Annotated in this window: 21 protein-coding genes; 4 read left to right on the top strand and 17 right to left on the bottom strand. The window is 69.8% G+C overall.

Features of this window, described 5'->3' with window-relative positions; translation table 11 throughout:
• Positions 1-77: 77 nt before the first annotated feature.
• The 4 genes from ACIHFB_RS30845 to ACIHFB_RS30830 form a co-directional block, all read right to left on the bottom strand.
• Entirely contained in the window at positions 78-2,525 is a 2,448-nt protein-coding gene (locus ACIHFB_RS30845) for a [protein-PII] uridylyltransferase (RefSeq protein ID WP_400128680.1), read from the bottom strand.
• 25 nt (positions 2,526-2,550) lie between these two features.
• The gene (locus tag ACIHFB_RS30840) at positions 2,551-2,889 is read right to left on the bottom strand and encodes a P-II family nitrogen regulator (RefSeq protein ID WP_003997576.1); all 339 of its coding nucleotides are present in this window, start codon (positions 2,887-2,889) and stop codon (positions 2,551-2,553) included.
• Positions 2,886-4,223, bottom strand: a complete 1,338-nt coding sequence (locus ACIHFB_RS30835; RefSeq protein WP_365286411.1) for an ammonium transporter — start codon at positions 4,221-4,223, stop codon at positions 2,886-2,888. The genes ACIHFB_RS30840 and ACIHFB_RS30835 overlap by 4 nt, the downstream gene beginning before the upstream one ends.
• 305 nt (positions 4,224-4,528) lie before the next feature.
• Positions 4,529-6,013 carry a hypothetical protein gene (locus ACIHFB_RS30830; protein WP_400128679.1) on the bottom strand — a complete coding sequence of 495 codons (1,485 nt, stop codon included), beginning with the start codon at positions 6,011-6,013 and terminating at the stop codon, positions 4,529-4,531.
• A gap of 433 nt (positions 6,014-6,446) precedes the next feature.
• On the opposite strand from ACIHFB_RS30830, the gene ACIHFB_RS30825 reads away from it, so the two are divergent.
• Positions 6,447-7,112, top strand: a complete 666-nt coding sequence (locus ACIHFB_RS30825; protein WP_400128678.1) for a bifunctional DNA primase/polymerase — start codon at positions 6,447-6,449, stop codon at positions 7,110-7,112.
• Positions 7,113-7,184: 72 nt separating this feature from the next.
• On the opposite strand, the gene ftsY is transcribed toward ACIHFB_RS30825, so the two are convergent.
• Positions 7,185-8,378, bottom strand: coding sequence for a signal recognition particle-docking protein FtsY (gene ftsY / locus ACIHFB_RS30820; protein WP_365286417.1), 1,194 nt, complete (start codon positions 8,376-8,378; stop codon positions 7,185-7,187).
• 219 nt (positions 8,379-8,597) lie between these two features.
• Between ftsY and ACIHFB_RS30815 the strand changes: the two genes are divergently transcribed.
• Entirely contained in the window at positions 8,598-9,578 is a 981-nt protein-coding gene (locus tag ACIHFB_RS30815) for an LLM class flavin-dependent oxidoreductase (protein ID WP_365286419.1), read from the top strand.
• 83 nt (positions 9,579-9,661) lie between these two features.
• Here ACIHFB_RS30815 and ACIHFB_RS30810 read toward each other — a convergent pair whose 3' ends face one another.
• The 4 genes from ACIHFB_RS30810 to ACIHFB_RS30795 all read right to left on the bottom strand — a co-directional run bounded on the left by ACIHFB_RS30810 (position 9,662) and on the right by ACIHFB_RS30795 (position 15,991).
• Positions 9,662-11,083 (bottom strand): sugar porter family MFS transporter, encoded by a 1,422-nt coding sequence (locus ACIHFB_RS30810; RefSeq protein ID WP_365286421.1) that lies wholly within the window; start codon positions 11,081-11,083, stop codon positions 9,662-9,664.
• 226 nt (positions 11,084-11,309) lie between these two features.
• A complete protein-coding gene (gene smc / locus ACIHFB_RS30805; protein ID WP_400128677.1) occupies positions 11,310-14,906 on the bottom strand; it encodes a chromosome segregation protein SMC in 3,597 nt (1,198 codons plus the stop codon).
• A gap of 218 nt (positions 14,907-15,124) precedes the next feature.
• Positions 15,125-15,328: a hypothetical protein gene (locus ACIHFB_RS30800; RefSeq protein WP_030048901.1), complete on the bottom strand. Its 204-nt coding sequence runs from the start codon at positions 15,326-15,328 to the stop codon at positions 15,125-15,127.
• A gap of 381 nt (positions 15,329-15,709) precedes the next feature.
• Complete coding sequence (locus ACIHFB_RS30795) at positions 15,710-15,991, bottom strand: acylphosphatase (protein WP_365286426.1); 282 nt, start codon at positions 15,989-15,991, stop codon at positions 15,710-15,712.
• 160 nt (positions 15,992-16,151) lie between these two features.
• Between ACIHFB_RS30795 and ACIHFB_RS30790 the strand changes: the two genes are divergently transcribed.
• Positions 16,152-17,249: a CAP domain-containing protein gene (locus ACIHFB_RS30790; RefSeq protein WP_365286428.1), complete on the top strand. Its 1,098-nt coding sequence runs from the start codon at positions 16,152-16,154 to the stop codon at positions 17,247-17,249.
• A 260-nt stretch (positions 17,250-17,509) separates the two neighbouring features.
• Positions 17,510-17,911 (top strand): helix-turn-helix domain-containing protein, encoded by a 402-nt coding sequence (locus tag ACIHFB_RS30785; RefSeq protein WP_365286430.1) that lies wholly within the window; start codon positions 17,510-17,512, stop codon positions 17,909-17,911.
• Here the strand turns inward: ACIHFB_RS30785 and mutM are convergent.
• From mutM to recG, 8 genes are all read right to left on the bottom strand, one after another.
• Complete coding sequence (gene mutM, locus ACIHFB_RS30780) at positions 17,884-18,744, bottom strand: bifunctional DNA-formamidopyrimidine glycosylase/DNA-(apurinic or apyrimidinic site) lyase (RefSeq protein WP_400128676.1); 861 nt, start codon at positions 18,742-18,744, stop codon at positions 17,884-17,886. The genes ACIHFB_RS30785 and mutM overlap by 28 nt on opposite strands.
• An 80-nt stretch (positions 18,745-18,824) precedes the next feature.
• Positions 18,825-19,742: a ribonuclease III gene (rnc, locus tag ACIHFB_RS30775; protein ID WP_365286434.1), complete on the bottom strand. Its 918-nt coding sequence runs from the start codon at positions 19,740-19,742 to the stop codon at positions 18,825-18,827.
• A 19-nt stretch (positions 19,743-19,761) separates the two neighbouring features.
• A complete protein-coding gene (gene rpmF, locus ACIHFB_RS30770; RefSeq protein WP_015657589.1) occupies positions 19,762-19,935 on the bottom strand; it encodes a 50S ribosomal protein L32 in 174 nt (57 codons plus the stop codon).
• A gap of 2 nt (positions 19,936-19,937) precedes the next feature.
• The gene (locus ACIHFB_RS30765; RefSeq protein WP_400128675.1) at positions 19,938-20,588 is read right to left on the bottom strand and encodes a YceD family protein; all 651 of its coding nucleotides are present in this window, start codon (positions 20,586-20,588) and stop codon (positions 19,938-19,940) included.
• Between the two features lie 170 nt (positions 20,589-20,758).
• Positions 20,759-21,832, bottom strand: a complete 1,074-nt coding sequence (locus ACIHFB_RS30760; RefSeq protein ID WP_365286437.1) for an ATP synthase F0 subunit B — start codon at positions 21,830-21,832, stop codon at positions 20,759-20,761.
• A 169-nt stretch (positions 21,833-22,001) separates the two neighbouring features.
• Positions 22,002-22,481 (bottom strand): pantetheine-phosphate adenylyltransferase, encoded by a 480-nt coding sequence (gene coaD / locus ACIHFB_RS30755; protein ID WP_365286488.1) that lies wholly within the window; start codon positions 22,479-22,481, stop codon positions 22,002-22,004.
• Positions 22,482-22,507: 26 nt separating this feature from the next.
• Positions 22,508-23,095: a 16S rRNA (guanine(966)-N(2))-methyltransferase RsmD gene (gene rsmD / locus ACIHFB_RS30750; RefSeq protein ID WP_365286439.1), complete on the bottom strand. Its 588-nt coding sequence runs from the start codon at positions 23,093-23,095 to the stop codon at positions 22,508-22,510.
• Between the two features lie 79 nt (positions 23,096-23,174).
• Positions 23,175-25,382, bottom strand: coding sequence for an ATP-dependent DNA helicase RecG (recG, locus tag ACIHFB_RS30745; RefSeq protein ID WP_365286441.1), 2,208 nt, complete (start codon positions 25,380-25,382; stop codon positions 23,175-23,177).
• Positions 25,383-25,496 lie beyond the last annotated feature (114 nt).

The following is a 25,496-nucleotide window of genomic DNA, read 5'->3' as shown; positions in this document are numbered from 1 at the left end:
ATGAATCGCCCTCCAGGGTATCTGGCCGGGCGCGGTGGGGTCTCCACCCGTGCGGGAGACCCTGGTCATGACCGACCTCAGCCCCTCAGCGTCTCCTCCAGCTTCCGCGCCACGGACCCCGCGTCCTCGGTGGGCAGGGGCGCCCCTTCCGACCCGGTCACGTAGAACGCGTCCACCGCGTTCGCGCCCAGCGTCGACACATGCGCACTGCGCACCCGTACGTTCGCGTCCTCCAGCGCCCGACCGATCCGGTGCAGCAGACCCGGGGCGTCATGGGCCCGGACCTCGATCACCGTGGCGAGCCGGGACGCGGCCGGGGCGACGGTCACCCGGGCCGCGGGCGCCACCACTCCCCGGCGTCGCGGATAGGCGGCGTCCCGCTCGGCCAGGCGGCCGGCGATGTCCAGCGATCCGTCCAGCGCCCGTACGAGATCGGCCCGCAGCCGGGCGGCCTGCGGCAGTGAGCCGTATTCGGCGGCGACCCGCCAGTCCAGCAGCAGCACTGACCCCTCGACGCCGTCGGGCAGGTCCAGGGCGCGCAGTTCCGCGGTCCGTACCGTCAGCCGGTGCATCGCCAGCACACCGGCCACGGCGGGCAGCACGCCCTTCTGGTCGGGGACGGCGATGAGCAGTTCCACACCGAGCGGCTCCGGATCGCCGGACGGCTGGTCCTCGGTCGGCGGCTCGGTCTGCGCGCGCAGCGACAGCACCGGGCTGCCGGTCGCGATCGCCTCGATCGCCAGCCGCTCCTGCTCGGCGGTGGGCGCGCCCGCCTCCGGCTCCTCGGGAACGTCCCCGGCGAGCACGGCCGAGACCCGCTTCACCAGGTCGGCGACCAGGGAAGCGCGCCAGGAGGACCAGGCGGCCGGGCCGGTGGCCAGCGCATCCGCCTCGGTCAGCGCGTGCAGCAACTCCAGCGTGCCCTGCGTCCCGACCGCCTCGGCGACCGCGCGCACGGTGGCCGGGTCCTCCAGGTCGCGCCGGGTGGCCGTCTCGACGAGCAGCAGGTGATGCCGTACGAGCGAGGCGAGCACGGCGACCTCCTCGCGGTCGAAGCCGATCCGGCTCGCGACGTCCCGCGCGATGATCTCGCCCGCCACCGAGTGGTCACCGGGCCAGCCCTTGCCGATGTCGTGCAGCAGCGCGGAGACCAGCAGCAGGTCGGGGCGGCTGACCCGGCGGGTGAACTCGGAGGCGCGGACGGCCGTCTCGATGAGATGCCGGTCGACGGTCCAGATGTGCACGGCGTTGCGCTGCGGGCGGCAGCGGACCCGCTCCCAGTCGGGCAGGAGACGGGTGATCAGGCCTTCGGCCTCCAGCGCCTCCCACACGTCGACGGTCGGGGGTCCGGAGCCCAGCAGGGTCACGAGCTGTTCGCGCGCCTCGGCGGGCCAGGGCGTGGGGAGGGGGCGGGTGGTGGCCGCCAGGCGCCGTACGGCGTGCAGGGAGAGCGGGAGGCCGGCCTCCGCGGCGGCGGCAGCGGCGCGCAAGGGGAGCACGGGGTCGCGTTCAGGGCGCGCGGCACGGGCGAGCACCACCTCGCCGTCCTGCTCCACCACGCCCTCGGCGAGCGGAGAACGCTCGGCGACCGGCTTCCCGCCACCCAGCATGGCGCGCAGCCTCGGCCGCACGGCGCGCGACCGCAGCACGCGCCCCACTTCACGCCAGGTGACATCGCTTGCATACGACACGACACGCGCCGCCTCGTACACCTGCCGCAGGAGGGTGTCGGCGTCGAGGAGCCCGAGCTCGGCGGCGACCTGGTCCTGCTCCTGGAGGGACAGCCGGTCGGTCGCCCGTCCCGTCGCCAGATGCAGGGCGTCGCGTACGTCGAGGAGACGCCGCCGGGCGTCGTCGAGGCCCTCGCGCGGGGCGTCGGCCAGCCAGGAGGCGGCGACGGCGCGCAGCGCGGTGGCGTCACGGAGGCCGCCGCGGGCCTCTTTCAGATCGGGCTCCAGCAGGTACTGCAACTCGCCCTGGCGCTCGGCGCGTTCGAGACACAGCTCTTGGAGTTCGGGGAGACGTTTCGGCGCCTGGTTGCGCCAGTCGGCCAGGATCGCCGTGCGTAGTCCGGCGGTCAGGCCGAGGTCGCCCGCGAGGTGCCGGGCGTCGAGCAGACCGAGCTGGACCTTGAGGTCCTCGCCTGCGGTCTTGCGGGCCTCGGCCGGCGTACGGACCGAGTGGTCGAGGGCGAGGCCGAGGTCCCAGACGGGGTACCAGATGCGGTCGGCCAGCGCGGCGATCGCGTCGGAGTCGCTGCCGTCGTGCAGCAGGAGCAGGTCGAGGTCGCTGCGTGGGGACAGCTCGCCGCGGCCGTAGCCGCCGACCGCGACGAGGGAGACGCCCTTGAGCCCGTCGGCGCCCGCGCCGAAGAGGCCCGACAGCCAGTCGTCGGTCAGTTCGGCGAGGGCCGCACGGCGCGGCGGCCCGGACCGCGCCCCCTCCTGGAGGAGGCGCAGCCGGGCCGCCGCGTAGCCGCTGGGTCCCGAGTCCTCTGCTTCTTCCCGTACACCCGTACTCGTCACCCAGCGACTCCTGTTCCTTTTTCTTTTAGAGCGCGTCCGGGCCGCGCTCGCCGGTCCGGACCCGTACGGCCGTCTCGACCGGGAGGGACCAGACCTTGCCGTCACCGATCTTGCCGGTGCGGGCCGCCTTGACGATGACGTCGATCAGCTGCTCGGCGTCGTCGTCCTCGGCGAGAACCTCGATGCGGATCTTGGGGACCAGGTCCACGGTGTACTCGGCACCCCGGTAGACCTCGGTGTGGCCCCGCTGACGACCGTAGCCGCTCGCCTCGGTGACCGTCAGACCGTGCACCCCGAAGGCCTGGAGGGCTTCCTTGATCTCGTCGAGCCGGTGGGGCTTCACGACGGCGGTGATGAGCTTCATGCGTCCACCTTCTTCGCGTCCGCGGCCGGGGTCGGGACGGCGGTGCGGGCAGCGCCGCCGCCGGCGCCACTGAAGTCGTATGCGGTCTCGGCGTGCTCGGCCTGGTCGATGCCGGCGACCTCTTCGTCCTCGGAGACCCGCATACCGATGGTCTTGTCGATGAGGAAGGCGAGGATCGCGGAGACGATCAGGGAGTAGGCGAGGACCGCGCCGACACCGGCGAGCTGCTTCCACATCTGCGTCATGCCGCCGCCGTAGAAGAGGCCCTCGACCTCGGACTGGCCCTTGCCGCTGGCCAGGAGGCCGATGAGCAGGGAGCCGACGACACCGCCGACGAGGTGGACGCCGACGACGTCGAGCGAGTCGTCGTAGCCGAGCTTGTACTTCAGGCCGACGGCCATGGCGCACAGCAGACCGGCGACGACACCGACGACGATCGCGCCGATCGGGGAGACCGCGCCACCCGACGGGGTGATGGCGACCAGGCCGGCGACCGCACCGGAGGCGGCGCCCAGCGTGGTGAACGCGCCGTGGCGGATCTTCTCGTAGATCAGCCAGGAGAGCATCGCGGCGGCGGTGGCGACCTGCGTGTTGACGAACATCAGCGAGCCGATGCCGTCGTCGTTGCCGAGCCAGGAGCCGGCGTTGAATCCGAACCAGCCGAACCACAGCAGACCGGCGCCGAGCATGACCAGCGGGAGGCTGTGCGGGCGCATCGGGTCCTTCTTGAAGCCGACCCGCTTGCCGATGACCAGGATCACGCCGAGCGCCGCGGCACCCGCGTTGATGTGGACCGCCGTACCACCGGCGAAGTCGATGACGCCCAGGTCGAACGCCCAGCCGCCCTCGCCCCAGACCCAGTGGGCGACCGGGAAGTACACGATCGTGGCCCACAGGGCGACGAACAGCGCCCAGGCCGTGAACTTCACGCGGTCCGCGAGAGCACCGCTTATCAGGGCGGGAGTGATGATCGCGAACATCAGCTGGAAGACCAGGAAGGCGAGCACCGGGATGTTGTAGGTGCCCCACAGGTCACCGGTCCCGATGCCGCTGAGTCCGACGTAGTCCGACGTCCAGCCGATGATGCTGCCGTTGTCCGTGCCGAAGGCCAGGGAGAAGCCGTACAGCACCCACAGGATGGTGACGATGCCGATGCTGATGAAGCTCATCATCAGCATGTTCAGGGTGCTCTTGACCCGGACCATACCGCCGTAGAAGAAGGCGAGACCGGGGGTCATGAGCAACACCAGGGCCGAACAGATCAGCATGAACCCGGTGTTGGCGGCAGACAGCGTGGGAGCGTCTGCGGCTAGCGTGATGGCGGCTGGTGCCATCGGCGTCTCCTCGTCGTTGGTACGGCCCCGTGCGGGCGAAGCCTTGAGCGGATTTGAGGCGTGGGCCGGTTTATGCGCCATGAGATTGGCGCAGCGCGGTTTCGGTCGAAGCCCCTAGTTGTTTCACCGCCGTGACGAAGGCGCCCTGCGTGTTACGCGTTGATGAACTGCGAGATGTCCGGCCAAGCGATCGTTATCGTGGCGCAACCTTCAGGTCCGGCCGCGGTCGGTCCTCCGATGACCTGGCATGGGGGAGCCGAGTCGGGCTGTTCGGGAGGGCCGGCCGCGGCCGGGGTTCTGGGGTGTCAGACCGCTTCGGCGGTCTCGGGCAGCTCGATGGCGAGCCGGTCGGTGAGGTCCACGACCTCGGCGAGATCCCCGAAGTCGCGTACGGCCGTGTCGACCGTCTTTCGAATACGAGTGTTCACGCGCTCGGAGCGGACCTTCTTGGCGATCCGCATGGCGTCGGCGGCGAGCACCGAGGCCTGCTCCGGTTCCCGTCGGAGCAGATGGACGGTGGCCATCCCGATCGCGTTCAGCGCATACGACCGCTGGTGCTCGGTGTCCTTGGCGAAGAGGTCGACGGCCCGCTGCATCAGGGGCTCGGCGAGGGACGCGTAGGTGGGGCTGCGGCCCGCGACATAGGCGAGGTCGCGGAAGGAGTGGGAGTTCTCGCCGTACAGCTCGGCCTCGGAGAAGAAACGGATCCAGTCGGGGTCGGGATCGTCCCACTCGTCGGCCTCGCCGAAGGTGTCCTCGGCCATCCGCACCGCCCGCTTGCACTTGCCTGGCTGGCCCATATTGGCGTAGGCCCGGGCCTCCATCGCATACAGCATCGACTGGGTGCGGGGGCTCGCGCAGTCCCGGCTGCCGTACTGCGCGAGGTGGATCAGCTCCAGGGCGTCCTCGGGCCGCCCGAGGTGGATCATCTGGCGGCTCATGCTGGACAGGATGTACGAGCCGAGCGGCTTGTCGCTCGCTTCCTTGGCGGCGTGCAGGGCGAGGACGAAGTACTTCTGCGCGGTGGGCTGGAGTCCGACGTCGTACGACATCCAGCCGGCCAGCTCGGCCAGCTCGGCGGCGACCTTGAACAGGACGCGGGTGGTGGCCCCGGGCTGGGGCTCCTGGAGGAGGTCGGTCACCTCGTGCAGCTGGCCGACGACGGCCTTGCGGCGCAGGCCGCCGCCGCACTGGGCGTCCCACTGGCGGAACATCACGGTGGTGGACTCGAGGAGCTCCAGCTCGGGCTTGGACAGCCTCCCCCGCGCGCGGGAGGCCGGCACCGGCTCGCTCTCCTGCTGCGCGGCCTGCTGCGCCGGCACCAGCCAGCGCTGCATCGGCTCGATGAGGGACGGGCCCGCGGAGAGGGCCAGCGAAGTCCCGAGGAAGCCGCGCCGCGCCAGCATCAGGTCGCTGCGCGAGAACTCGCTGAGCAGGGCCACGGTCTGCGGGCCCGTCCAGGGCAGGTCGACTCCGGTCGTGGACGGTGCCTGGCGGGCGGCGCGCAGACCGAGGTCCTCGACGGAGACGACACATCCGAACCGCTCGGAGAACAGCTCGGACAGGATCCTGGGGATCGGCTCGCGCGGGTTCTCGCCGTCCAGCCAGCGGCGCACCCGCGAGGTGTCCGTGGAGATGTGGTTGGCTCCCAATTGGCGTGCCCTGCGGTTCACTTGCCGCGCGAGCTCACCCTTGGACCAGCCGCTGCGCACGAACCACGAGCCGAGCAGCTCATTGGGGCGCTTGTCCGTGCTGGTCGCGGTCGTGCCGCTGCCGCCGTTGCCGCCCACTGGAACGCCCCCATCCCTGAGACCACTTGTCGCCGAGTGCGCCAAGCCCTATCAGAATGCCGGTAAATACGGCCGTCCGTCCGGTAGTTGTCACCCTTCGAACGGAAAGCCGAGTTGCCTCCGGCATACCCACGAGTGCATGTGCCCCCAGGACTCGTGCACTCACGGTAATCCTACGATCACGCCTCCAGCCATGGCGATCCCGGAAACGCCACCATTCGCCACCCCTTCGAATGAACTCATGGTCGCTCGTACGCGATTCACTTGACATAGGACGGCCAGAAGTGGGCGGAGCGGAGCACTCGGGGGCGCAAGAAACCGAGCGCACCACCCGAGACGCTCGAAGGCGCCGGTTGCACGGAAGCGAGGACACGGTCAGTCACATTTCGGGTGGTCTCGTAACCACCGGCGCGTCGGACCCGTTGGAGGGGGCATGGGCTTCACGATCGGCAGCAGTCGGGGCATCCGCGACATCCGGTCCGGCTCGCGCCGCCGCGGCCGCACCTCGGACTGCACCGCCGTGGCCGAGTTCACCGGGCTCTGGGGCTGGGACGTGGTGCCGGGCGCACGGGCCGCGGCGGGCGCCTGCTCCTGCGGCCACTCCGACTGCCGGGCACCGGGCGCGCACCCGCTGGACTTCGCGCCGGAGGTGCCCGCCGGTGCGACCCTCGACGAAGTGACCGAGTCCTGGGGTGAGTTCCCCGGCGCCTCGGCGATGCTGCCGGTCGGCCGGACGTTCGACGTCATCGAGGTCGCCGAGCCCGCCGGGCGGCACGCCCTGGCCCGGCTGGAGCGCATGGGTCTCCCCGTCGGCCCGGTGACCGCGACCCCTGAGGGCCGCGCCCACTTCTTCGTCGCCCCCGGCGCCGCAGCCGAACTCCCCGAGCTCCTCTATCGCATGGGCTGGGACGACCCGACCTCCCTCGACCTGCACGGCCTGGGCCCGGGCGCCCACGTCACGGCCCCACCGTCCGACCGGGGCGGCCTGGGCCCGGTGCGCTGGCTGCGGCCCCCCGAGCTGGACTCGGCCACTCGGCCGCCGGAGGCGCGATTGCTGCTGGGCACGCTGGCTTACGTGGCACATCGCTCGCGGGCGTGAGCCGGAAAAGCCGAAGCGCCCGTCCCCAACTGCATCCTGGGGGCGGGCGCTTGTCCGTGGTTGACGTGTGACTCACTCTCCGATAAGCGCATCCACAAACGCCTCCGGCTCGAACGGCGCCAGATCGTCCGCACCCTCACCGAGGCCGACCAGCTTGACGGGCACGCCCAGCTCGCGCTGCACCGCGACGACGATGCCGCCCTTCGCCGTGCCGTCCAGCTTGGTCAGGACGATGCCGGTGATGTCGACGACCTCGGCGAAGACACGGGCCTGTACGAGCCCGTTCTGACCGGTGGTCGCGTCCAGCACGAGCAGCACCTCGTCCAGCGGAGCGTGCTTCTCGACGACGCGCTTGACCTTGCCGAGCTCGTCCATGAGGCCGGTCTTGGTGTGCAGACGCCCGGCGGTGTCGATGAGGACGACGTCGGAGCCCATCTCCTTGCCCTCCTTGACCGCGTCGAAGGCGACGGAGGCGGGGTCGCCGCCCTCGGGCCCGCGCACGGTGTACGCGCCGACCCGTTCACCCCAGGTCTGGAGCTGGTCGGCGGCGGCTGCACGGAAGGTGTCGGCGGCACCGAGGACGACGCTGTTGCCGTCGGCGACGAGGACGCGGGCGAGCTTGCCGGTGGTGGTGGTCTTGCCGGTGCCGTTGACGCCGACGACCATCACGATGCCGGGCTTGCGGTCCTCCGGCTCGGTCTTCACGGTGCGGTCCATGTCGGTGCCGATCAGCTTGAGCAGCTCCTCGCGCAGCAGGCCGCGCAGCTCCTCGGGCGTGCGGGTGCCCAGCACCTTCACACGCTCACGCAGCCCCTCGACCAGCTCCTGGGTGGGCTGCACGCCGACGTCCGCGGTGAGCAGGGTGTCCTCGATCTCCTCCCAGGTGTCGTCGTCGAGGTGCTCGCGCGCGAGCAGCGTGAGCAGCCCCTGACCGAGCGCGCTCTGGGAGCGGGAGAGTCGGGCGCGCAGACGCACGAGGCGCCCCGCGGTGGGCTCCGGGACCTCGATCTCGACCGGCGGGAGCTCTTCGACGGTGGCCGGGGCCGAGCCGTCAGGGAGGTCCACCTCCTCTATGGTCCGGCGCGGTTCGTCGCGCGGGGTTTCGGCCTCGTCGCCGACGTGCGGCTCGGCCGGAGGGGCGGTGATGTCGGGCGCGGCGGGCGGGGGCGGGGGCAGCGACTTCTTGCGTCGGCTGCCGATGACCAGCCCGCCGAGCGCGCCGATCACGACCACGGCGATGACTACAGCAAGGATGACGATTTCCATAACCCGTCCAGTATCAGCCATGGGCCTCGGCCGGACCCAGCTTGTGTTTTCCTCCAAGGAACATAAGTCATGCCAGAGGAGGGATCGGACCGACGCACGATCGCTCCCCATGAGCGCCACCGGCCCCACACGACGATGCCCCGGCGCCGAACCCCTGGCTGTCTGACGCCCCGTCAGCTACCGTCCCCCTTCGCAGCCACCGGCAAAGGGGGACTTCCCATGCCCGTCACGGTCGTACGTTTCAACCTCGTCGAGCCCGGCGCGACCCCAGCCTCGCTCAGCGCCCGCTACCGGGCGGCGCTGGAGATGGCGGCGTACGCCGACGACCGCGGGATCACCACCGTGCAGACCGAGGAGCACCACGGCGCCGCGAACAACTGGCTGCCGTCGCCGTTCGTCTTCGCGGGCGCCGTCTTCGGCGCGACCAAGCGCATCGCGGTGACGGTCTCGGCGATCATCGGCCCGCTGCACGACCCCCTCCGGCTCGCCGAGGACATCGCCGTACTGGATCTGCTGAGCGGCGGACGGCTGGTGACGGTCGCCGGAATCGGTTACCGGCCCGAGGAATACGCCCTGTTCGACGTGGAGTGGAAGCGGCGCGGGCGGCTCCAGGACGAGCTCCTCGAAACGGTCCTCAAGGCCTGGACCGGCGAGGAGTTCGCGTACCGCGGCCGTACCGTACGGGTCACCCCGCGCCCGTACACGGACCCGCACCCCCTCCTCCTGGTCGGCGGCTCCTCGCAGGCCGCCGCCCGCCGGGCCGCCCGGCTCGGCCTGCCCTTCTTCCCCAGCGCACATCTGCCGGAGCTGGAGGCCTACTACAAGGAACGGCTCGTCGAGTACGGCACCGAGGGCTGGACCATGATGCCCGCGGCCGAGCAGCCGCTGCTGCACATCGCCGAGGACCCGGAGCGGACGTGGGCGGAGCACGGCCGTCACTTCCTGCACGAGGCACGGACGTACGCCTCCTGGCAGTCCGGCGCCATCCGGTCCGCGGTGAAATCGGCGGCCACGACCGTGGACGAACTGCGCACCGAGGGCGTCTACCGGATTCTCACGCCGGACGAGTGCGTGGCGCAGGGGCTGGACAACTACGTCCTGCATCCGCTGTCGGGCGGGATGCCGGTCGACGAGGGGTGGCGCAGCCTGCGGCTGTTCTGCGAAAACGTACTGCCCCGACTGGGTGGCCTCGAGGGCTGAGCCGGGGCAGTACGTCTCTTACGAGTACGGGGAGAGGAGCAGCGGGGACTTGGCTCTTCTCCCCGAGTTCATCGGGGGCCGGGTCAGCCCATCTCCTCCAGCGCCTTGCCCTTCGTCTCCTTCACGTACTTGAGGACGAACGGGATGGAGAGCGCCGCGAAGACCGTGTAGATCACGTAGGTCACGGAGAGGTTCCAGTCGGCCAGCGACGGGAAGCTCGCGGTGATGGCCCAGTTGGCGATCCACTGCGCGGAGGCGGCCACACCCAGGGCGGCGGCACGGATCTTGTTCGGGAACATCTCGCCGAGGAAGACCCAGACGACCACACCCCAGGACAGGGCGAAGAAGAGGACGAAGATGTGGGCGGCGATCAGGGCGATCCAGCCCTGCGTGGCCGGCAGCTTGCCGTCGACGAGGTTGAAGGAGAACGCCCAGGCCTCCAGCGCGAGACCGATCACCATGCCGACGGAGCCGATCAGGGCGAGCGGCTTACGGCCGACGCGGTCCACGAGGAGCATCGCGATCACGGTGCCGATGATGTTGATGATCGACGTCGTGAAGGAGTAGAAGAACGAGTCCGTCGGGTCGACGCCGACCGACTGCCACAGGGTCGAGGAGTAGTAGAACGCGACGTTGATGCCGACGAACTGCTGGAAGACCGACAGCCCGATGCCGACCCAGACGATCGGCTTGAAGAAGAAGCCGCCACCGCCGAGCAGGTCCTTGAACGTCGACTTGTGCTCGCTGTTCATGCCGTGCTCGATCTCGGTGATCCGGGCGCCGAAGTCGACGTCCGTGCCCTCGACCTCGGCGAGCACCTCGCGGGCCTGCTCGTGCTTGCCGACGGAGATCAGGAAGCGCGGGGACTCGGGGATCACGAAGGACAGCAGGCCGTAGATGACGGCCGGGATCACCATGACGCCGAGCATGACCTGCCAGGCTTCCAGGCCCAGGATCTGGCCGCGCTGGTCGCCGTCGGCCGCGTTGAGGAGACCCCAGTTGACGAGCTGCGAGACGGCGATGCCGATGACGATCGCGGCCTGCTGGAAGGAGCCGAGCCGCCCGCGGTACGCGGCAGGGGCGACCTCGGCGATGTAGGCCGGGCCGATCACGGAGGCCATGCCGATGGCGAAGCCGCCGACGACGCGCCAGAAGGCGAGGTCGTACAGCGCGAAGGGCAGCGCCGAGCCGACGGCGCTGATGGTGAACAGCACGGCGGAGATCTGCATGCACCGGATGCGGCCGATACGGTCGGCGATCCGGCCCGCGGTGGCGGCACCGATGGCACAGCCGATCAGCGCGATGGCGATGACCTGCGCCAGCGCCGCGGAGCCGATGTCGTAGCGGTCACGGATGGCCTCGACGGCGCCGTTGATCACGGAGCTGTCGTAGCCGAAGAGGAATCCGCCCATCGCGGCCGCCGCCGCGATGAAGATGACGCGCCCGAGATGTTCGGGATGAGCCGTTCCGGCTCCTGACTTGGGTGCCTGCGCTGTGCTGGTCACGTGTACTCCTCGGGCCACCGGCAACGCTGCCGGTTGGGGTCAGCCCTTCGAGGTCCACCAGAAGGTACCTGAAGGTAAAAGCAACGTTAGTCAGGCTATGCCTTCAAGTTTCGAAGTCAATATGACGTTGTTAAGAAAATGTACCCCCCAAGCGAGGGGCATGCGTTCAAGAGTTGAATGGATGGTTCCCAAACCGCTGGTCAGAACCGGTGTAGGTGGCACGCATCTAGCGCAGGCGCTGAGAGATGACCTTCGACACACCGTCGCCCTGCATGGAGACGCCGTACAACGCGTCGGCGACCTCCATCGTGCGCTTCTGGTGGGTGATCACGATCAGCTGCGAGGCCTCCTGCAGCTCCTGCATGATGCGGATCAGCCGCTGGAGGTTGGTGTCGTCGAGCGCCGCCTCGACCTCGTCCATCACATAGAACGGGCTGGGCCGCGCCTTGAAGATCGACACCAGCATCGCGACCGCGGTCAGCGAGCGCTCACCACCGGAGAGCAGGCTGAGCCGCTTGACCTTCTTGCCCGGGGGACGCGCCTCGACATCGACGCCCGTGGTGAGCATGTTGTCGGGATCGGTGAGGATCAGCCGTCCGTCGCCGCCCGGGAAGAGCCGGCTGAAGACCCCTTCGAACTCACGGGCCGTGTCCCTGAAGGCCTCGGTGAAGACCTGCTCCACACGCTCGTCGACCTCCTTGACGACCTGGAGCAGGTCGGCGCGGGTCTTCTTCAGGTCCTCCAGCTGCTCGCTGAGGAACTTGTGCCGCTCCTCCAGCGCCGCGAACTCCTCGAGCGCGAGCGGGTTCACCTTTCCCAGCTGCTGATAGGCCCGCTCGGCCGCCTTCAGCCGCTTCTCCTGCTCGGCCCGGAAGAACGGCTTGGGCTGGTTGCGGGGATGCTCGGGATCCTCCGGCAGCACCTCGCCCTCCGCGGGGAGCGAGGGCGGGACGAGCTGATGCGGGCCGAACTCGTCGACGAGCCCGGCCGGCTCGACGCCCAGCTCCTCCAGCGCCTTGGTCTCCAGCTGCTCGATCCGCATCCGCTTCTCGGCGCCGAGCACCTCACCGCGGTGGACGGAGTCCGTCAGCTTGTCGAGCTCGGCCTTGAGATCGCGCCCCTCGCCCCGGGCGACGGTCAGCTCCTGCTCGCGCCGCGCCTTGGCGGCCTCGGCGGCGGTGCGTTCCTGGTCGGCGCGGGTGAGGGAGACCTCGACATGGGCGAGCAGCTGCCGGGCACCTGAGGCCACGGCCTCCGCGACGGCCGCCTCGTGTCTGAGACGCGCCCGCCGCTGCTCGGCACGCGCGCGTGCCTCACGTTCCGCGCGGGCGGCGCGGTCGAGGGAGTCGGCCCGGCCGGCCAGTCCCTTGACGCGCTCCTCGTGCGTACGGACCTGGAGGCGGGCCTCCATCTCGGTCTGCCGGGCGTTGGCCCCGTCCGCGGCGAGCCGATCCCGTACGGACGTGTCGGGCTCCTCCTCGACCGGCATCTCCTCGGCGACGGCGAGCCGCTCGGCCAGTACCTCGGCCTCCTCCACGGCCTTGTCGAGCGCGTCCTGCGCCCGCGCCGCAGCCGCGGCGGACCGCTCGGCCTCCCCGGCGGCGCCGCGCGCCTGCCCGGCGAGCCGCCCGAGCTGCTGTGCGACGGCCGACTTCTCCCGGTCGGCGGACCTGCGCCGCTCCCCCACCTCTTCGACGAGCGCGGCACACTCCTTGCGCCGCGCGGTCGCCGCGTGCTGCGCCTCGGTGAGTTCCTCGCACCGTACGGCCAGCTCCTCCAGCTCGGCGGCGGCCTCGTCCACGGACGCCTGCACTTCGAGCAGACTGGGTGCCCCGGCGGAGCCGCCGTGCGCGAAGTGCGCGCCCAGCAGGTCGCCTTCGGCGGTTACGGCGGTCAGCTCGGGGCGCGCGTATACAAGTTCCTCGGCATCTTCGAGGGTCCCGACGACGACGATCCCGCGCAGCAGCCGTCGTACGGCGGGCATGAGCTCGGCGGGGCCACGGACGAAGTGCGCCGCAGGGGGAGCCGATTCGGGAAGTCGAGCGTCTGCGGGTTCAACGTGGCTGGTCGCGCCGTTTCCCGCGCCCCTTTGGGGCGCTTCCGGCTCCCCCGCCAGCAGTAGGGCCGCCCTCCCTGCGTCCTGTTTGCGCAGCAGTCGGATCGCCTGCGCCGCGGCTGACGGGGACGTCACCGCGATCGCGTCCGCCGCCGCACCGAAGGCCGCCGCCAGCGGTACCTCGTAACCCGGCGTCACCGTCAGCAGCCCTGCCGCCGGGCCGAGGAGGCCGGTGAGCCGGTCCTTTGCGCCCAGCAGCGCGCCGGTTCCGTCCTTTCGCCGGAGTCCCAGAGACAGCGCCTCGTGGCGGGCCTGGGTGGCGGCGCGTTTGCGTTCCGCGGCTGTGGCCGCCTCGCGGGCTGCCGTCAGGGCCGCCTCTGCCTCGGCGAGCGCTGTCTTGGCCGCGTCGTGCTGTTCGGCGAGTTCGGCGTCGTCCGCGTCGAGGCCGTCGACCTCGGCCTTGAGGGTTTCGTACTCCTCCTGGGCGGCGACGGCCCGCTCCTGGGCCTCGTCACGGGCCGAGGCCAGCCGGTCGATCTCGGCCTGGGCGGAGGCGGCGCGCGAACGGGCGGCGTTGACCTGGCCGTTCAGCCGGGCGAGTCCTTCCCGGCGGTCGGCGATGGAGCGGGCGACATCCTTCAGCCGCCGTTCCTCCATGGCCAGTTCGCGCTCCAACTCGGCCCGGTGCGCGACCGTGTCCTCCAGCGCACGCTCGGCCGCCTCCAGGGCCGCTTCGAGCTCGGCCTCCTGCTCACGGATGCGGAGGGCCTCGCGCTCCATGTCCTCGGGATCACGGCCCCGGCGCTCCTCGGGAGGCGTGGACGTGGCGCTCTTGACCCGGGCGTCGGCCAGCGAGATCGTGCCGCGCACCCGCTCGGCGAGCTGGGACAGCTCGTACCAGGTCTGCTGGGCGCGCTGAAGGCGCGGCGTGAGCTGCCGTACCTCGTCCTCCAGGAGAGCCTCCCGCTGGAGTGCCTTCTTCAGCTCCAGCTCGGCGGCTTCCTTGCGTTCCTTCAGCGCGGCCTCGTCGGCGACCTCGGCGTTGAGCGCTTCGCGCAGTTGTACGAGGTCGTCGGCGAGGAGACGGAGGCGGGCGTCGCGCAGGTCGGCCTGGATGACAGCGGCCCTGCGTGCGACGGCGGCCTGCCGGCCCAGGGGCTTGAGCTGCCTTCGGAGTTCGTCCGTCAGGTCCTGCACGCGCGCGAGGTTGGCCTGCATCGCGTCCAGCTTCCGGAGCGCCTTCTCCTTGCGCTTGCGGTGCTTGAGGACGCCGGCCGCCTCTTCGATGAAAGCGCGGCGGCCCATGGGGTCGGCGTGCAGGACGGAGTCCAGCTGGCCCTGGCCGACGATGACGTGCATCTCGCGGCCGATGCCGGAGTCGGAGAGGAGTTCCTGGATGTCGAGGAGACGGCAGGTGTCGCCGTTGATCTGGTACTCGCTGCCGCCGTTGCGGAACATGATCCGCGTGATGGTGACCTCGGCGTACTCGATGGGCAGCGCCCCGTCGGAGTTGTCGATGGTCAGGGACACCTCGGCCCGGCCCAGCGGCGGGCGGCCGGTGGTGCCGGCGAAGATGACGTCCTCCATCTTGCCGCCGCGCAGCGACTTGGCGCCCTGCTCACCCATGACCCAGCTGAGCGCGTCCACCACATTGGACTTGCCCGAGCCGTTCGGTCCGACGACACACGTGATACCCGGCTCGAACCGGAGCGTGGTCGCCGAGGCGAACGATTTGAACCCACGGAGGGTCAGGGCCTTGAGGTGCACGCCGCTGGACTCTACCTCCCGCCGGTATCTCACACGTTGAACCCTGGGGTACCCCGCGGTTTCACCCATGAACGTGCAGGGCACACCAGACGTTAAAGAGAGTGAAAGGATGCGCGGGGGCAAGAAAGAAGGGACGCCGAAGCGTCCCTTGCAAACTCTGACAACTTAGCGGTTGATTCAGGCCGCCCAACCACTGCTGTCGTTGTGTGATGCAGTGATCAGGTGAGCGCAGGCTCCGCCTGGTGTGCGTCGATGCTCTCCATGATCCTGTCGTGAGAAGCGGCAGCCGTCAGCGCGTCGTTCTCCGCCTGGATCCGTCCGAGCTCGGATTCCAGGTCCTGGACGCGCTGCTGGAGCCGTCGCATCTCGGCGAGGAGTCGAGGGTCGGAGCCGCCGACGTAACCGAGAAGCGCCTTTGCCATGATGGATGGTCCTCCACACTGAGTGACCGACCGATGCGGTGTGGGTCGTGAGGGAATCGCACCCGCGGTGCTTGGCACTTTTGAGTTTGTGCTGCCGTTCATCCATGCCAAACAGCTAAGGTGCGCGGGGCTTTCAGCGTCTCACCAAAAAGTTTGACGGTCAACACGATCACACCCTGTATTGGTGGGCATCCCGGGGGCGCGCGGCCGGGAAACGGCGGCGCTGCTGCTCCTGCGGGCCTCTCAGGGCGTGACGATCATTCTTAGGTGCGGAGCCTGCCACGACCCGCGGTTCTTGGCAACCACCAGGCCCTTTCTGCTCGGGGCAGCTGCCGGTGGCATGTCCCTCCGCTTCCGCCTGGGGCGCTTTACAGAAATCGCTCAGCGGATGGCGAAGCCGTCGTAGCCGCCGCGAGGTGTGTCCCAGATCTCGGTGACTCCGTCCACGCGCCCGGGCGTGTCGGCACCCTGAAGCCAGTCGAGGAGCCCTTGGCAGGCCCCGCGCGGGCCCTCCGCGACCACCTGGACCCGTCCGTCCTCCAAATTGAGAGCAAAACCACTCAGGCCACCGAGCTCGAGGGCCTTGGCCCGCGTGAACCAGCGAAAACCCACACCTTGGACGCGTCCACGCACCCAGGCGACCAACCGCACATCCTCGCTCATGGGTGCAACCTAACCGGCCAATGTCTCTCGAGACACTTCCTCACCCAGCGCCATGCGGTACCGTCCAGCCCCAATGAATCTCATATGAAACTCACTCGATCGAGTGAGTTGCGTTGACCGCTCGGGCGAGTCGACCGCAGAGGACGAGGAAGGCAAGGACATGGGACGCCACCGACGCTCAGCCGCCGGCCGCGCCGCCACGGGCCGCGCCACGGGGGTCACAGAAACGTACGGTTCCCGCACGGGGAGCCACGGTCCGCAGGACTCGTACGACGGACATGACGCATACGCGGGTGACCGTCGGACGATGGGCATGGCGCCTTACCTGAACACGGAGGCCTACGCCGAGACCACCGCGCGCAGCGAGCGCTACCTCTTCGCCTCGGACGAGGACTACCGCGTCGTCTTCCCGGACGCGGCATCCGGCGAGGGCGCACGACGGGCAAGCGGGCACCGCAAGAAGAAGGCAGTGCATCCGGTGCGCACCGGACTGCTCGGTGTCTCCGCCGCGGTCGCCATCGGCACGGTCGCGGTCGCCGCGGGTGTGGTGCCCGGCGTCGACAACTACAAGCTCGGCGGCGGGAGCGACGGCGGCGACAGCGTGCAGGCCGTGGACACCCCGACCAACTCCGCCACGGAGCAGGGCGGCACGTCCGGCGCCGCCGAGAGCCGCGACACCGACGAGTCGACGAGCCGTGACTCCGAGCGTTCGGCCTCGCCGACGCCGTCCGTCTCGGCCTCCTCCTCGGCACCGACCAAGACTCCGCCGAAGAAGCCTCAGGCCACGCCGTCGAAGAAGCCGAAGACCACGCCGAAGCCGTCGCGTACGGCCACGAAGGCGCCGCCGAAGGACAACAGCGCCCCGGTGACGGTCTCCGCGGAGGCCAAGGCCGAGGCCGAGGTGCTCACGCTCGTCAACCAGGAGCGGGCGAAGGTGGGCTGCAGCCCGGTGGCCGCCAACAGCGCGCTGGCCGAGCTGGCCCGGGACTTCAGCGACGCCATGGCCGAGCAGGGCTTCTTCGACCACACCGACCCCAGCGGGGCCACTCCGTGGGACCGGGCCGAGGCGGCCGGGATAACCGACCTCGGCGGCGAGAACATAGCCCGCGGCCAGGCCGACGCGGCAGCGGTCATGGAAGCCTGGATGAACAGCCCCGGCCACAAGGCCAACATCCTGAACTGCGACTTCAAGACCCTGGGCGTGGGTGTCCACATCGGGTCCGGTGGACCTTGGTGGACGCAGGACTTCGGGTACTAGCAGCGCATACGACGAGGGGCTCCCATCCGGTCACGATGACCGGTGTCGGGAGCCCTTCGTGCGTCAGTGCCTACGCGGCGACCGCGGCACGTCCCCGCGCGAACACGTCGAGCGTCGCCCACTGCACCTCGGTGATCTCGTCCACCTTGATCAGGCGCACGACAACAGGTAGGCACCTCGCTGGGGGCAACCAAAGGAACGCGCTAACTTGTAGTTAGTGCAATCTACGGGTTAGCGCTGTGCCCGAGTACGCTTGAGGGATGGACACCATTCAAGGGCGCACGGAGGCGCAGGACCTCCCGTACAACGTGTTCGACAGGGCATGCCCTTCGCGCGACACCCTGGAGCACACCACCGGCCGTTGGGGCACACTCACGCTGGGCGCCCTGCACGAGAGCTCCCTGCGCTTCAACGAGCTGCGTCGCCGCGTCGACGGCGTGAGCGAGAAGATGCTGTCCCAGACTCTGCACGCGCTGGAGCGCGACGGCCTGGTGCACCGCGAGGCCCAGCCGACGAACCCGCCCCGCGTGGACTACGAACTGACCCCGCTGGGCCGCGAGGTCGCCGAGCGCCTGCTGGCCCTCATCCACTTCGTCGAGGGCCGCATGGACGACGTGCTCACCGCACGGGCGCGCTACGACGAGACGCGCGGCGCCCGCTGACACTGCGGGCAGAAGTAGCTGGACCGGTTCATCCAGGCGCGGCGGCGCATCGGCGTACCGCACCTCTTGCACGGCAGTCCCTCGCGGCCGTACGCGTCGAGCGAGCGGTCGAAGTAGCCCGACTCCCCGTTGACGTTGACGTAGAGGCTGTCGAAGCTGGTGCCGCCGACGGCGAGCGCCTCGTTCATCACATCCCTTACGTGGCCGAGGAGTTCGGCGGTGCGGGGGCGGGTGAAGCCGGCCGTCGGGCGTTCGTAGTGGACGCGGGCGCGCCAAAGGGCCTCGTCCGCATAGATGTTGCCGACGCCGCTGATCAACGACTGGTCGAGCAGGGCCCGTTTGATGGTCGTGCGCTTGCGGCGCAGCGCCTGGTGGAAGGCCTCGTCGTCGAAGAGCGGGTCGAGCGGGTCGCGGGCGATGTGCGCGATGACGTCGGGCAGTCCTTCGGCGGTGTTGTCGTGCAACGACAGTCCGCCGAAGGTGCGTTGGTCGACGAAGCGGAGTTCCGTGGCGAGGTCGTCGGCGAATCTCACCCGGATTCTGAGGTGCTTCTCGTCGGGTGCGATGTGCGGCTGGACGAGAAGCTGGCCGCTCATCCCGAGGTGGGCGAGGACCGACTGGCCGGTGTCCTCCAGCGGCAGCCACAGGTACTTGCCGCGGCGGCTGGGGGTGCCGATGCGGTGGCCCTTGAGGCGGTGCGCGAAGTCGTCGGGGCCGGCGAGATGGCGGCGTACCGCGCGCGGGTGGCGGACCTCGGCGTCGGCGACGGTCCGGTGGGCGACCCACCGTTCCAGGCCTCGCCGTACGACCTCGACCTCGGGCAACTCGGGCATGGGATCCCCCGTAACGAGCCGGTGTACGAGCCGAGCGCCCGCCCCACGAACCGGGGCGGGCGCTCGGGTTGCGCTGTTCGTCAGGCGGAGGCCTGAGCCTCGTCGGCGCCCCCGGCGGCTTCCGCCACCTCGGGCTCGGCCGCCTCGGCCTTGGCCGCGTCGGCTACCTGCGCCGCGTCGGTCTCAGCCGATGCGGCAGTCGCAGCCGCATCGGCCTTGGCCGCGGCATCGGCCTTGGCAGCCTTGGCGCGCTCTTCCGCCGCGGCCTTGATGGACCGCCACGCGGATTCAGCGGCCTGCTGCTCCGCCTCCTTCTTGCTGCGGCCGGTGCCGGTGCCGTACGAGACGCCTCCGACGCGGGCGGCAGCAGTGAAGGTCTTCTCGTGATCGGGGCCGGTCTCCGTGACCAGGTACTCGGGCACGCCGAGCCCTTCGGTCGCGGTGAGCTCCTGGAGACTGGTCTTCCAGTCCAGGCCGGCTCCGAGGTTCGAGGACTTCTCGATCAGCGGGTCGAACAGGCGATGCACCAGTTCGGAGGCCGCATCGAGGCCCTGATCGAGATAGACCGCACCGATCACCGCTTCCAGGGTGTCGGCGAGGATGGACGCCTTGTCCCGGCCGCCCGTGCCCTCTTCACCACGGCCGAGCCGGATGAAGGAACCCAGGTCGAGGCCACGGCCGACCTCCGCCAGCGCACGCGAATTGACCACCGCGGCCCGCAACTTGGCCAGTTGGCCCTCGGGCAGGTCCGGGTGGGTCGTGTACAGCGTGTCCGTGACCACGAGACCGAGCACGGAGTCCCCGAGGAACTCCAGCCGCTCGTTGGTCGGCAGACCGCCGTTCTCGTACGCATAGGAACGGTGGGTCAGCGCACGCACCAGAAGGGCGGACTCGAGTTTGTACCCGAGCCGCCCTTCCAACAGCGTGTGGGACGAGGCCGTGTTGTCCGCCGGGTCACTCCCGCTCGCACGGGAGGAGTTCTTCTTGGGCGTGGACACAGTGCCTCTCACCAGCCGCTCAGACCTCGAGGACCTGGCGCTTGTTGTAAGTGCCGCAAGACGGGCACGCAATGTGCTGCTGCTTCGGCTCGTGGCAGCGCTCGCACGCAACCAGGGGGGTGACCGCAGCCTTCCACTGCGACCGGCGGTGGCGCGTGTTGCTGCGCGACATCTTCCGCTTCGGAACAGCCACGGCTACTTCTCCTGCTTCTCGTTGGCGCGCGCCGGTCGGGGCGCTTCGCCACTGATCTCGTCCTTCTCGCCGTCTTCGAGTGAACCGGCGAGTCCCTGCAATGCCGCCCAACGGATGTCGACGGCGTCATGGTGGTGGTCCGGGTCGTCCGTGAGCCGCGCTCCGCACTCGGAGCACAGGCCCAGACAGTCGTCCTGGCACACCGGCTGCATCGGCAGTGCGAGCACCACCGCATCACGCAGCACGGGTTCGAGGTCGAACAAGCCGTCCTCGATGAAGAGCCTGTCCTCGTCGTCTTCCTCGGCGTCGTCGGCCGGCTCCGCCTTGGGGCGGCCCCGGTCGTCGGCGTCAGGGTACGAGAACATCTCCTGGAAGTCCGCTTCGAGCGCCAGCTCCAGCGGCTCCAGACACCTTACGCACTCCCCCTCGGCCTGTGCACGGGCGGTGCCTGTGACAAGCACACCTTCCATGACCGACTCAAGGCGGAGGTCGAGCTTCACCGGGGCGCCTTCCGGCACCCCGATGACTCCCTGGATCCCGAGATCCTTGGGGGCGTCGATCTCACGGGTCAGACGCTGCAGCGCACCAGGTCGCCGGCCCAGCTCGTGCGTGTCGAACACGAGAGGGTTGCGGTGGTCCGGGCGGGCTGTCACGCCAATTCCTGCTTTCGATCTGCTGAGCTCAGAGGGTCACTGCCGGATGCAAAGACATCAGCTGTCTTCAGCTGTCTTCTTGCACCCAGGGCAGCGTTGATCGCGGACGTACACGCGACCGAAGAGCCAGGATACTGGACCTTTCGCTCTCGGCCCAATCCGGTACCGGCCTACTGACCGCGCCCCTGCTCATAGGCCCGCAGCTGCTCGGCGCTGATCATTCCGGTGTCGAACAGGCTGGTCTCGTCGAGGGCGTAGCCCTGCTGGGCCTGCTGAGCCTCCTGGGCCTGCTGCGGCACCTGGTTCGGGTCGTACGCCTGCTGCTGGGCGTCGTAGCCCTGGTAGGCGGCGTAGGGGTCGGCCTGCTGGTAGCCGTAGGGGTCCTGCTGGGCGTAGGCCTGCTGCTGGTAGCCGCCGCCGTACGGGTCCTGCTGCGCGGTCTGCTGATAGCCGTACGCCGGCTGCGGCTGGCCGTAGTCCGGCTGCTGGGGCTGCTCGGGCTGCTGCGGGGCCGCGGTGTCCTGCTCCGCGAGGGCCGCGAGGTCGGCCAGGTAGTCGGCGTCGCTGGAGTGCTGGACGGTGCTGAGGTCGTCGGCGAGGGCGCCGAGGTCGTCCGAGGCGATACGGCCGTGCAGCTTCTGCCGGCCGCGGCCGACGGCGTCCAGGGTCTTGGCGAGGACGGCCTCGAAGGCGCCCAGCTTGACGTCCACGTACTCGTCGGCGGAGCGGCGCAGGGTCTCGGGGTCGTGGCTGCGCTCGGGGGCGTCCTCGTCCTCGTAGCCCTGCTCGTCGAGGCCGGGTCCGGTGCCGAGGAGCTTCTCGCGGCCGCGGCCGACCGAGCCGAGGGTCTTGGTGAGGACGACCTCGAAGTTGGCGAGCTTGGAGTCGACGTAGTCGTCGGCCTCGGCGCGGACCTCCTCGGCCTCCTTGCGCGCCTCGGCGACGATGCGGTCCGCCTCGTTCTGCGAGCGGCGGGCGACCTCGGTGTCGGAGATCAGCGAGCCGCGCTCGGCGTGCGCGGTCTGGATGATCCGCTCGGCTTCCTGACGTGCCTGCTCGACCATCTGCTCACGGCCGCCGATCAGCTCCTGGGCCTGCGCGAGGGAGCCGGGCAGGGCCTGGCGCACCTCTTCGAGCAGCGCGAGCAGGTCGGCGCGGTTGACCACGCACGAGGCCGACATGGGCATCGACCGGGCACTGGAGACCGCGGCGACGATCTCGTCGAGCTTCTTCTGCACGTCCACCGTGTGCTCGCCACTCTCTACAGCTGTGATGGAGACGGACGGGTCGACTGTACGGCCATGGGGTGCCCGTCGGACACCGGGTGACGGATTGTCAGCTTCCGAGGGGTTTCCGGGGTGATTTCCCGAGGTGATTCCCGGGGTGTTTCGCCCGGCCCCGCGATCCGGTCGCTCAGTCCTTCTTCAGGCGCTCGGCGAGGGCGTCGAAGACCACCGGAGGAACCAGGTGGGAGACGTCTCCGCCCCAGGTCGCGACCTCCTTGACCAGGGAGGACGACAGGAAGCTATAGGTGGGGTTGGTCGGCACGAAGAGCGTCTCCACACCCGACAGGCCGATGTTCATCTGGGCCATCTGAAGCTCGTAGTCGAAGTCGCTGACCGCGCGCAGGCCCTTGACGATGGCCGGGATGTCGCGCTCCTTGCAGAAGTCGACGAGCAGGCCGTGGAATGCCTCGACCCGGACGTTCTCGAATTCGGCGGTGACCTGGCGGATCAGGTCGATCCGCTCCTCGATCTCGAACAGGCCCTTCTTGGCCTTGTTGATCATCACCGCGACGTAGACCTCGTCGTACAGCCTGGAGGCACGGCCAATGATGTCGAGGTGTCCGTTGGTGATCGGGTCGAACGACCCGGGACAGACGGCGCGGCGCACTTGTGATCCCTCGCTCTCCGGTCCGGTCATCGTGCGTCTTCGCACGTAGAGGCGGCGCGACCGTACCAAAACGTCCCTTCGCCGTAACGACGGGCCCGGATCGCGTCGAAGCGGGGCGGCCAGCTGAACTCGCCGCCTCTGGTACTGCGCTCCACGGTGACGAGAGCCTCCGGCGCGAGCCAGCCCTCGGTACGGAGTGTGAGGAGAATCTCGCGAAGATCGTCGTCCGAGACGGCGTACGGAGGGTCGAGGAAGACGATGTCGTACGGCTGTTCAGGCGGCGTTGTGCGGATGATCTGTTCCGCTTTACCTGCCCTGACCTCGGCCCCGGGGAGGCCGAGGTTCTTCACGTTCTCCCTGACGGTGCGGGCGGCTCGCGCGTCGGCCTCGACCAGGAGGACATGGCCCGCGCCGCGGGAGAGGGCCTCCAGGCCCACGGCGCCGGAACCCGCGTAGAGGTCGAGGACGCGTTCGCCGGCCAGAGGGCTGCCGAGGAGGGACTGCCAGGTGGAGAAGAGACCTTCGCGTGCGCGGTCGGAGGTGGGGCGGGTGCCATTGCCTGGCGGCACTGCGAGTCGACGGCCGCCGGCTGCGCCGGCGATCACGCGGGTCATCTTGGGTCCTTCATCGTAGGCGGCTTTACGTTCAGTGTGGCTGGTCGCGCAGTTCCCCGCGCCCCTTGGTGGGTCCCCTCTAGCCCTTTTCCAGGTACTGCTCTCTCTCGTCGTCCAAAAGGGCGTCCAGCGCTGTTCGTAGACCCGGCAGGTAGGTCAGCTCCGGGTCGGCCGCCACCACTTCAACCGCCTCCTCCCTCGCCTCCGCGATGACGTCCTCGTCCTCGATGACGGCAAGCATGCGCAGGCTGGTACGGGCCCCGGACTGGGCCTGGCCCAGGACGTCGCCCTCGCGGCGCTGTTCGAGGTCGATGCGGGAGAGTTCGAAGCCGTCCAGAGTGGCCGCCACGGCGTTCAGCCGCTGGCGGGCCGGGCTCGCCTCGGGCATCTCGGTGACCAGGAGGCACAGGCCCGCCGCCGAGCCACGGCCCACCCGGCCGCGCAGCTGGTGGAGCTGGGAGACGCCGAAGCGGTCGGCGTCCATGATCACCATGGCGGTGGCGTTGGGGACGTTGACGCCGACCTCGATGACCGTCGTGGCGACCAGGACCCGGGTCTCGCCGGCGGCGAAGCGGCGCATGACCGCGTCCTTGTCGTCGGGGTGCATACGGCCGTGCAGGACCTCGACCCCGATGCCTTGCAGGGGGCCCTTGGCGAGTTGGTCGGCCACGTCCAGGACGGCGAGGGGCGGGCGCTTCTCGGCCTCGTCCTCGGCGGACTTCTTCTTGGGGTCCACCTCTTCGTCGCCGATGCGCGGGCACACGACGTACGCCTGATGTCCCTTGCCGACCTCCTCGCGCACCCGCTCCCAGGCCCTGGCGAGGAAGTGCGGCTTGTCGGCGGCCGGGACGACATGGCTGGCGATCGGCGAGCGTCCGGCCGGGAGCTGGTCGAGGACCGAGGTCTCCAGGTCGCCGAAGACGGTCATCGCGACCGTCCGCGGGATGGGCGTCGCGGTCATGACGAGCAGGTGGGGCGGCTGCTTGCCCTTGCCGCGCAGGGCGTCCCGCTGCTCGACACCGAAGCGGTGCTGTTCGTCGACCACGACCAGGCCGAGGTCATGGAACTGCACCTTGTCCTCGATCAGCGCATGGGTGCCGATCACGATCCCGGCCTCTCCGGTGACCAGGTCGAGCAGCGCCTGGCGCCGCGCGGCCGCCCCCATGGACCCGGTGAGCACGACCACCTTCGTCGCCTGCTCGGCGCCGCCCAGCATTCCGCCCTCGGCCAGTTCCCCCATCATCTCGACGATCGACCGGTGATGCTGCTGGGCCAGCACCTCGGTGGGGGCCAGCATGGCGGCCTGTCCGCCGGCGTCGACCACGGCGAGCATGGCGCGGAGGGCGACCATGGTCTTCCCGCTGCCGACCTCCCCCTGGAGCAGCCGGTGCATCGGATGCTCGGTCGCCAGGTCGTCGAAGATCTCCTTGGAGACCTTCTGCTGGCCGTCGGTGAGGGTGAAGGGGAGGCGGTCGTCGAAGGACGTGAGGAGGCCGTCCGGCTTGGGTTTGCGGGCCACCGCCGGGAGTTGGGCGTCCGCGTGGCGGCGGCGGGCGAGGGCGACCTGGAGGACGAAGGCCTCGTCCCACTTGAGGCGGGAGCGGGCGTCGGCGATGTCCGCCTTGGTGTGGGGGCGGTGGATCTTGAGCAGGGCCTCGGGGAGCGGGACCAGACCGCGGCCTTCGCGGAGCGCGTCCGGGAGGGGGTCGAGGGCCTCCTGGGCGCTGGGCAGCACCGTCTGGATCGCCTTGCCGATCTTCCAGGACTCCAGCTTGGCGGTGGCGGGATAGATGGGGATGAGGGCGCCGGCCCACGTCTCGACGGTTTCCTCCGCGTCACCACGGAGCAACTCGTATGCCGGGTGTGCCAGTTGGAGGCGGCGATTGAAGACGGAGACCTTGCCCGCGAACATCGCGCGTGTGCCCGGCAGCAGTTCCTTGTGGGGCTTGTGCACGCCGTGGCCGAAGAAGACCAGCTGGAGTCGCCCGCTGCCGTCCGTGATGGTGACTTCGAGGCGCTGGCCCTTGCCCCGGGGCGCCTTGGACGAGGCGAAGCTGTGCAGACGGGCGTCGGCGACCATGGCGACCACGGTCACGTGCTCGTCCAAGGGGAGGTCGGCGAGGTGGGTGAGCTGACCCCGCTCCTCATATCTGCGCGGGTAGTGGTGCAGGAGGTCACCGACGCTGTGCAGGCCGAGGTGCTCGGCCATCACCTTCGCGGTGGCGGGGCCGAGCACTGACTTCAAGGGTTGATTCAGTGGTTCTTCCAGTGCGGGCACGAGATCCATTGCACACCACCGCACTGACATTGCCGTATACGTCTCGGGAAACCCCTGGTCAGACGCGTCGTTCGGGTCATAGGATGACGCGCTCCGGCCATCCTTCCGCGGTCACCGCCTCAC

Source organism: Streptomyces sp. NPDC051963, from assembly GCF_044593495.1.
Taxonomy (GTDB): Bacteria; Actinomycetota; Actinomycetes; order Streptomycetales; family Streptomycetaceae; genus Streptomyces.
Note: the sequence above shows the minus strand (reverse complement) of the source record. Positions and strands in the feature narration are given on the sequence as shown.

Coding starts and splice junctions, on each gene's coding strand:
- ACIHFB_RS30840 (WP_003997576.1), bottom strand. CDS start 2,889: ATGAAGCTCATCACCGCCGTCGTGAAGCCCCACCGGCTCGACGAGATC.
- ACIHFB_RS30835 (WP_365286411.1), bottom strand. CDS start 4,223: ATGGCACCAGCCGCCATCACGCTAGCCGCAGACGCTCCCACGCTGTCT.
- ACIHFB_RS30825 (WP_400128678.1), top strand. CDS start 6,447: ATGGGCTTCACGATCGGCAGCAGTCGGGGCATCCGCGACATCCGGTCC.
- ftsY (WP_365286417.1), bottom strand. CDS start 8,378: ATGGAAATCGTCATCCTTGCTGTAGTCATCGCCGTGGTCGTGATCGGC.
- ACIHFB_RS30815 (WP_365286419.1), top strand. CDS start 8,598: ATGCCCGTCACGGTCGTACGTTTCAACCTCGTCGAGCCCGGCGCGACC.
- ACIHFB_RS30800 (WP_030048901.1), bottom strand. CDS start 15,328: ATGGCAAAGGCGCTTCTCGGTTACGTCGGCGGCTCCGACCCTCGACTC.
- ACIHFB_RS30795 (WP_365286426.1), bottom strand. CDS start 15,991: ATGAGCGAGGATGTGCGGTTGGTCGCCTGGGTGCGTGGACGCGTCCAA.
- ACIHFB_RS30790 (WP_365286428.1), top strand. CDS start 16,152: ATGGGACGCCACCGACGCTCAGCCGCCGGCCGCGCCGCCACGGGCCGC.
- ACIHFB_RS30785 (WP_365286430.1), top strand. CDS start 17,510: ATGGACACCATTCAAGGGCGCACGGAGGCGCAGGACCTCCCGTACAAC.
- mutM (WP_400128676.1), bottom strand. CDS start 18,744: ATGCCCGAGTTGCCCGAGGTCGAGGTCGTACGGCGAGGCCTGGAACGG.
- rsmD (WP_365286439.1), bottom strand. CDS start 23,095: ATGACCCGCGTGATCGCCGGCGCAGCCGGCGGCCGTCGACTCGCAGTG.
- recG (WP_365286441.1), bottom strand. CDS start 25,382: ATGGATCTCGTGCCCGCACTGGAAGAACCACTGAATCAACCCTTGAAG.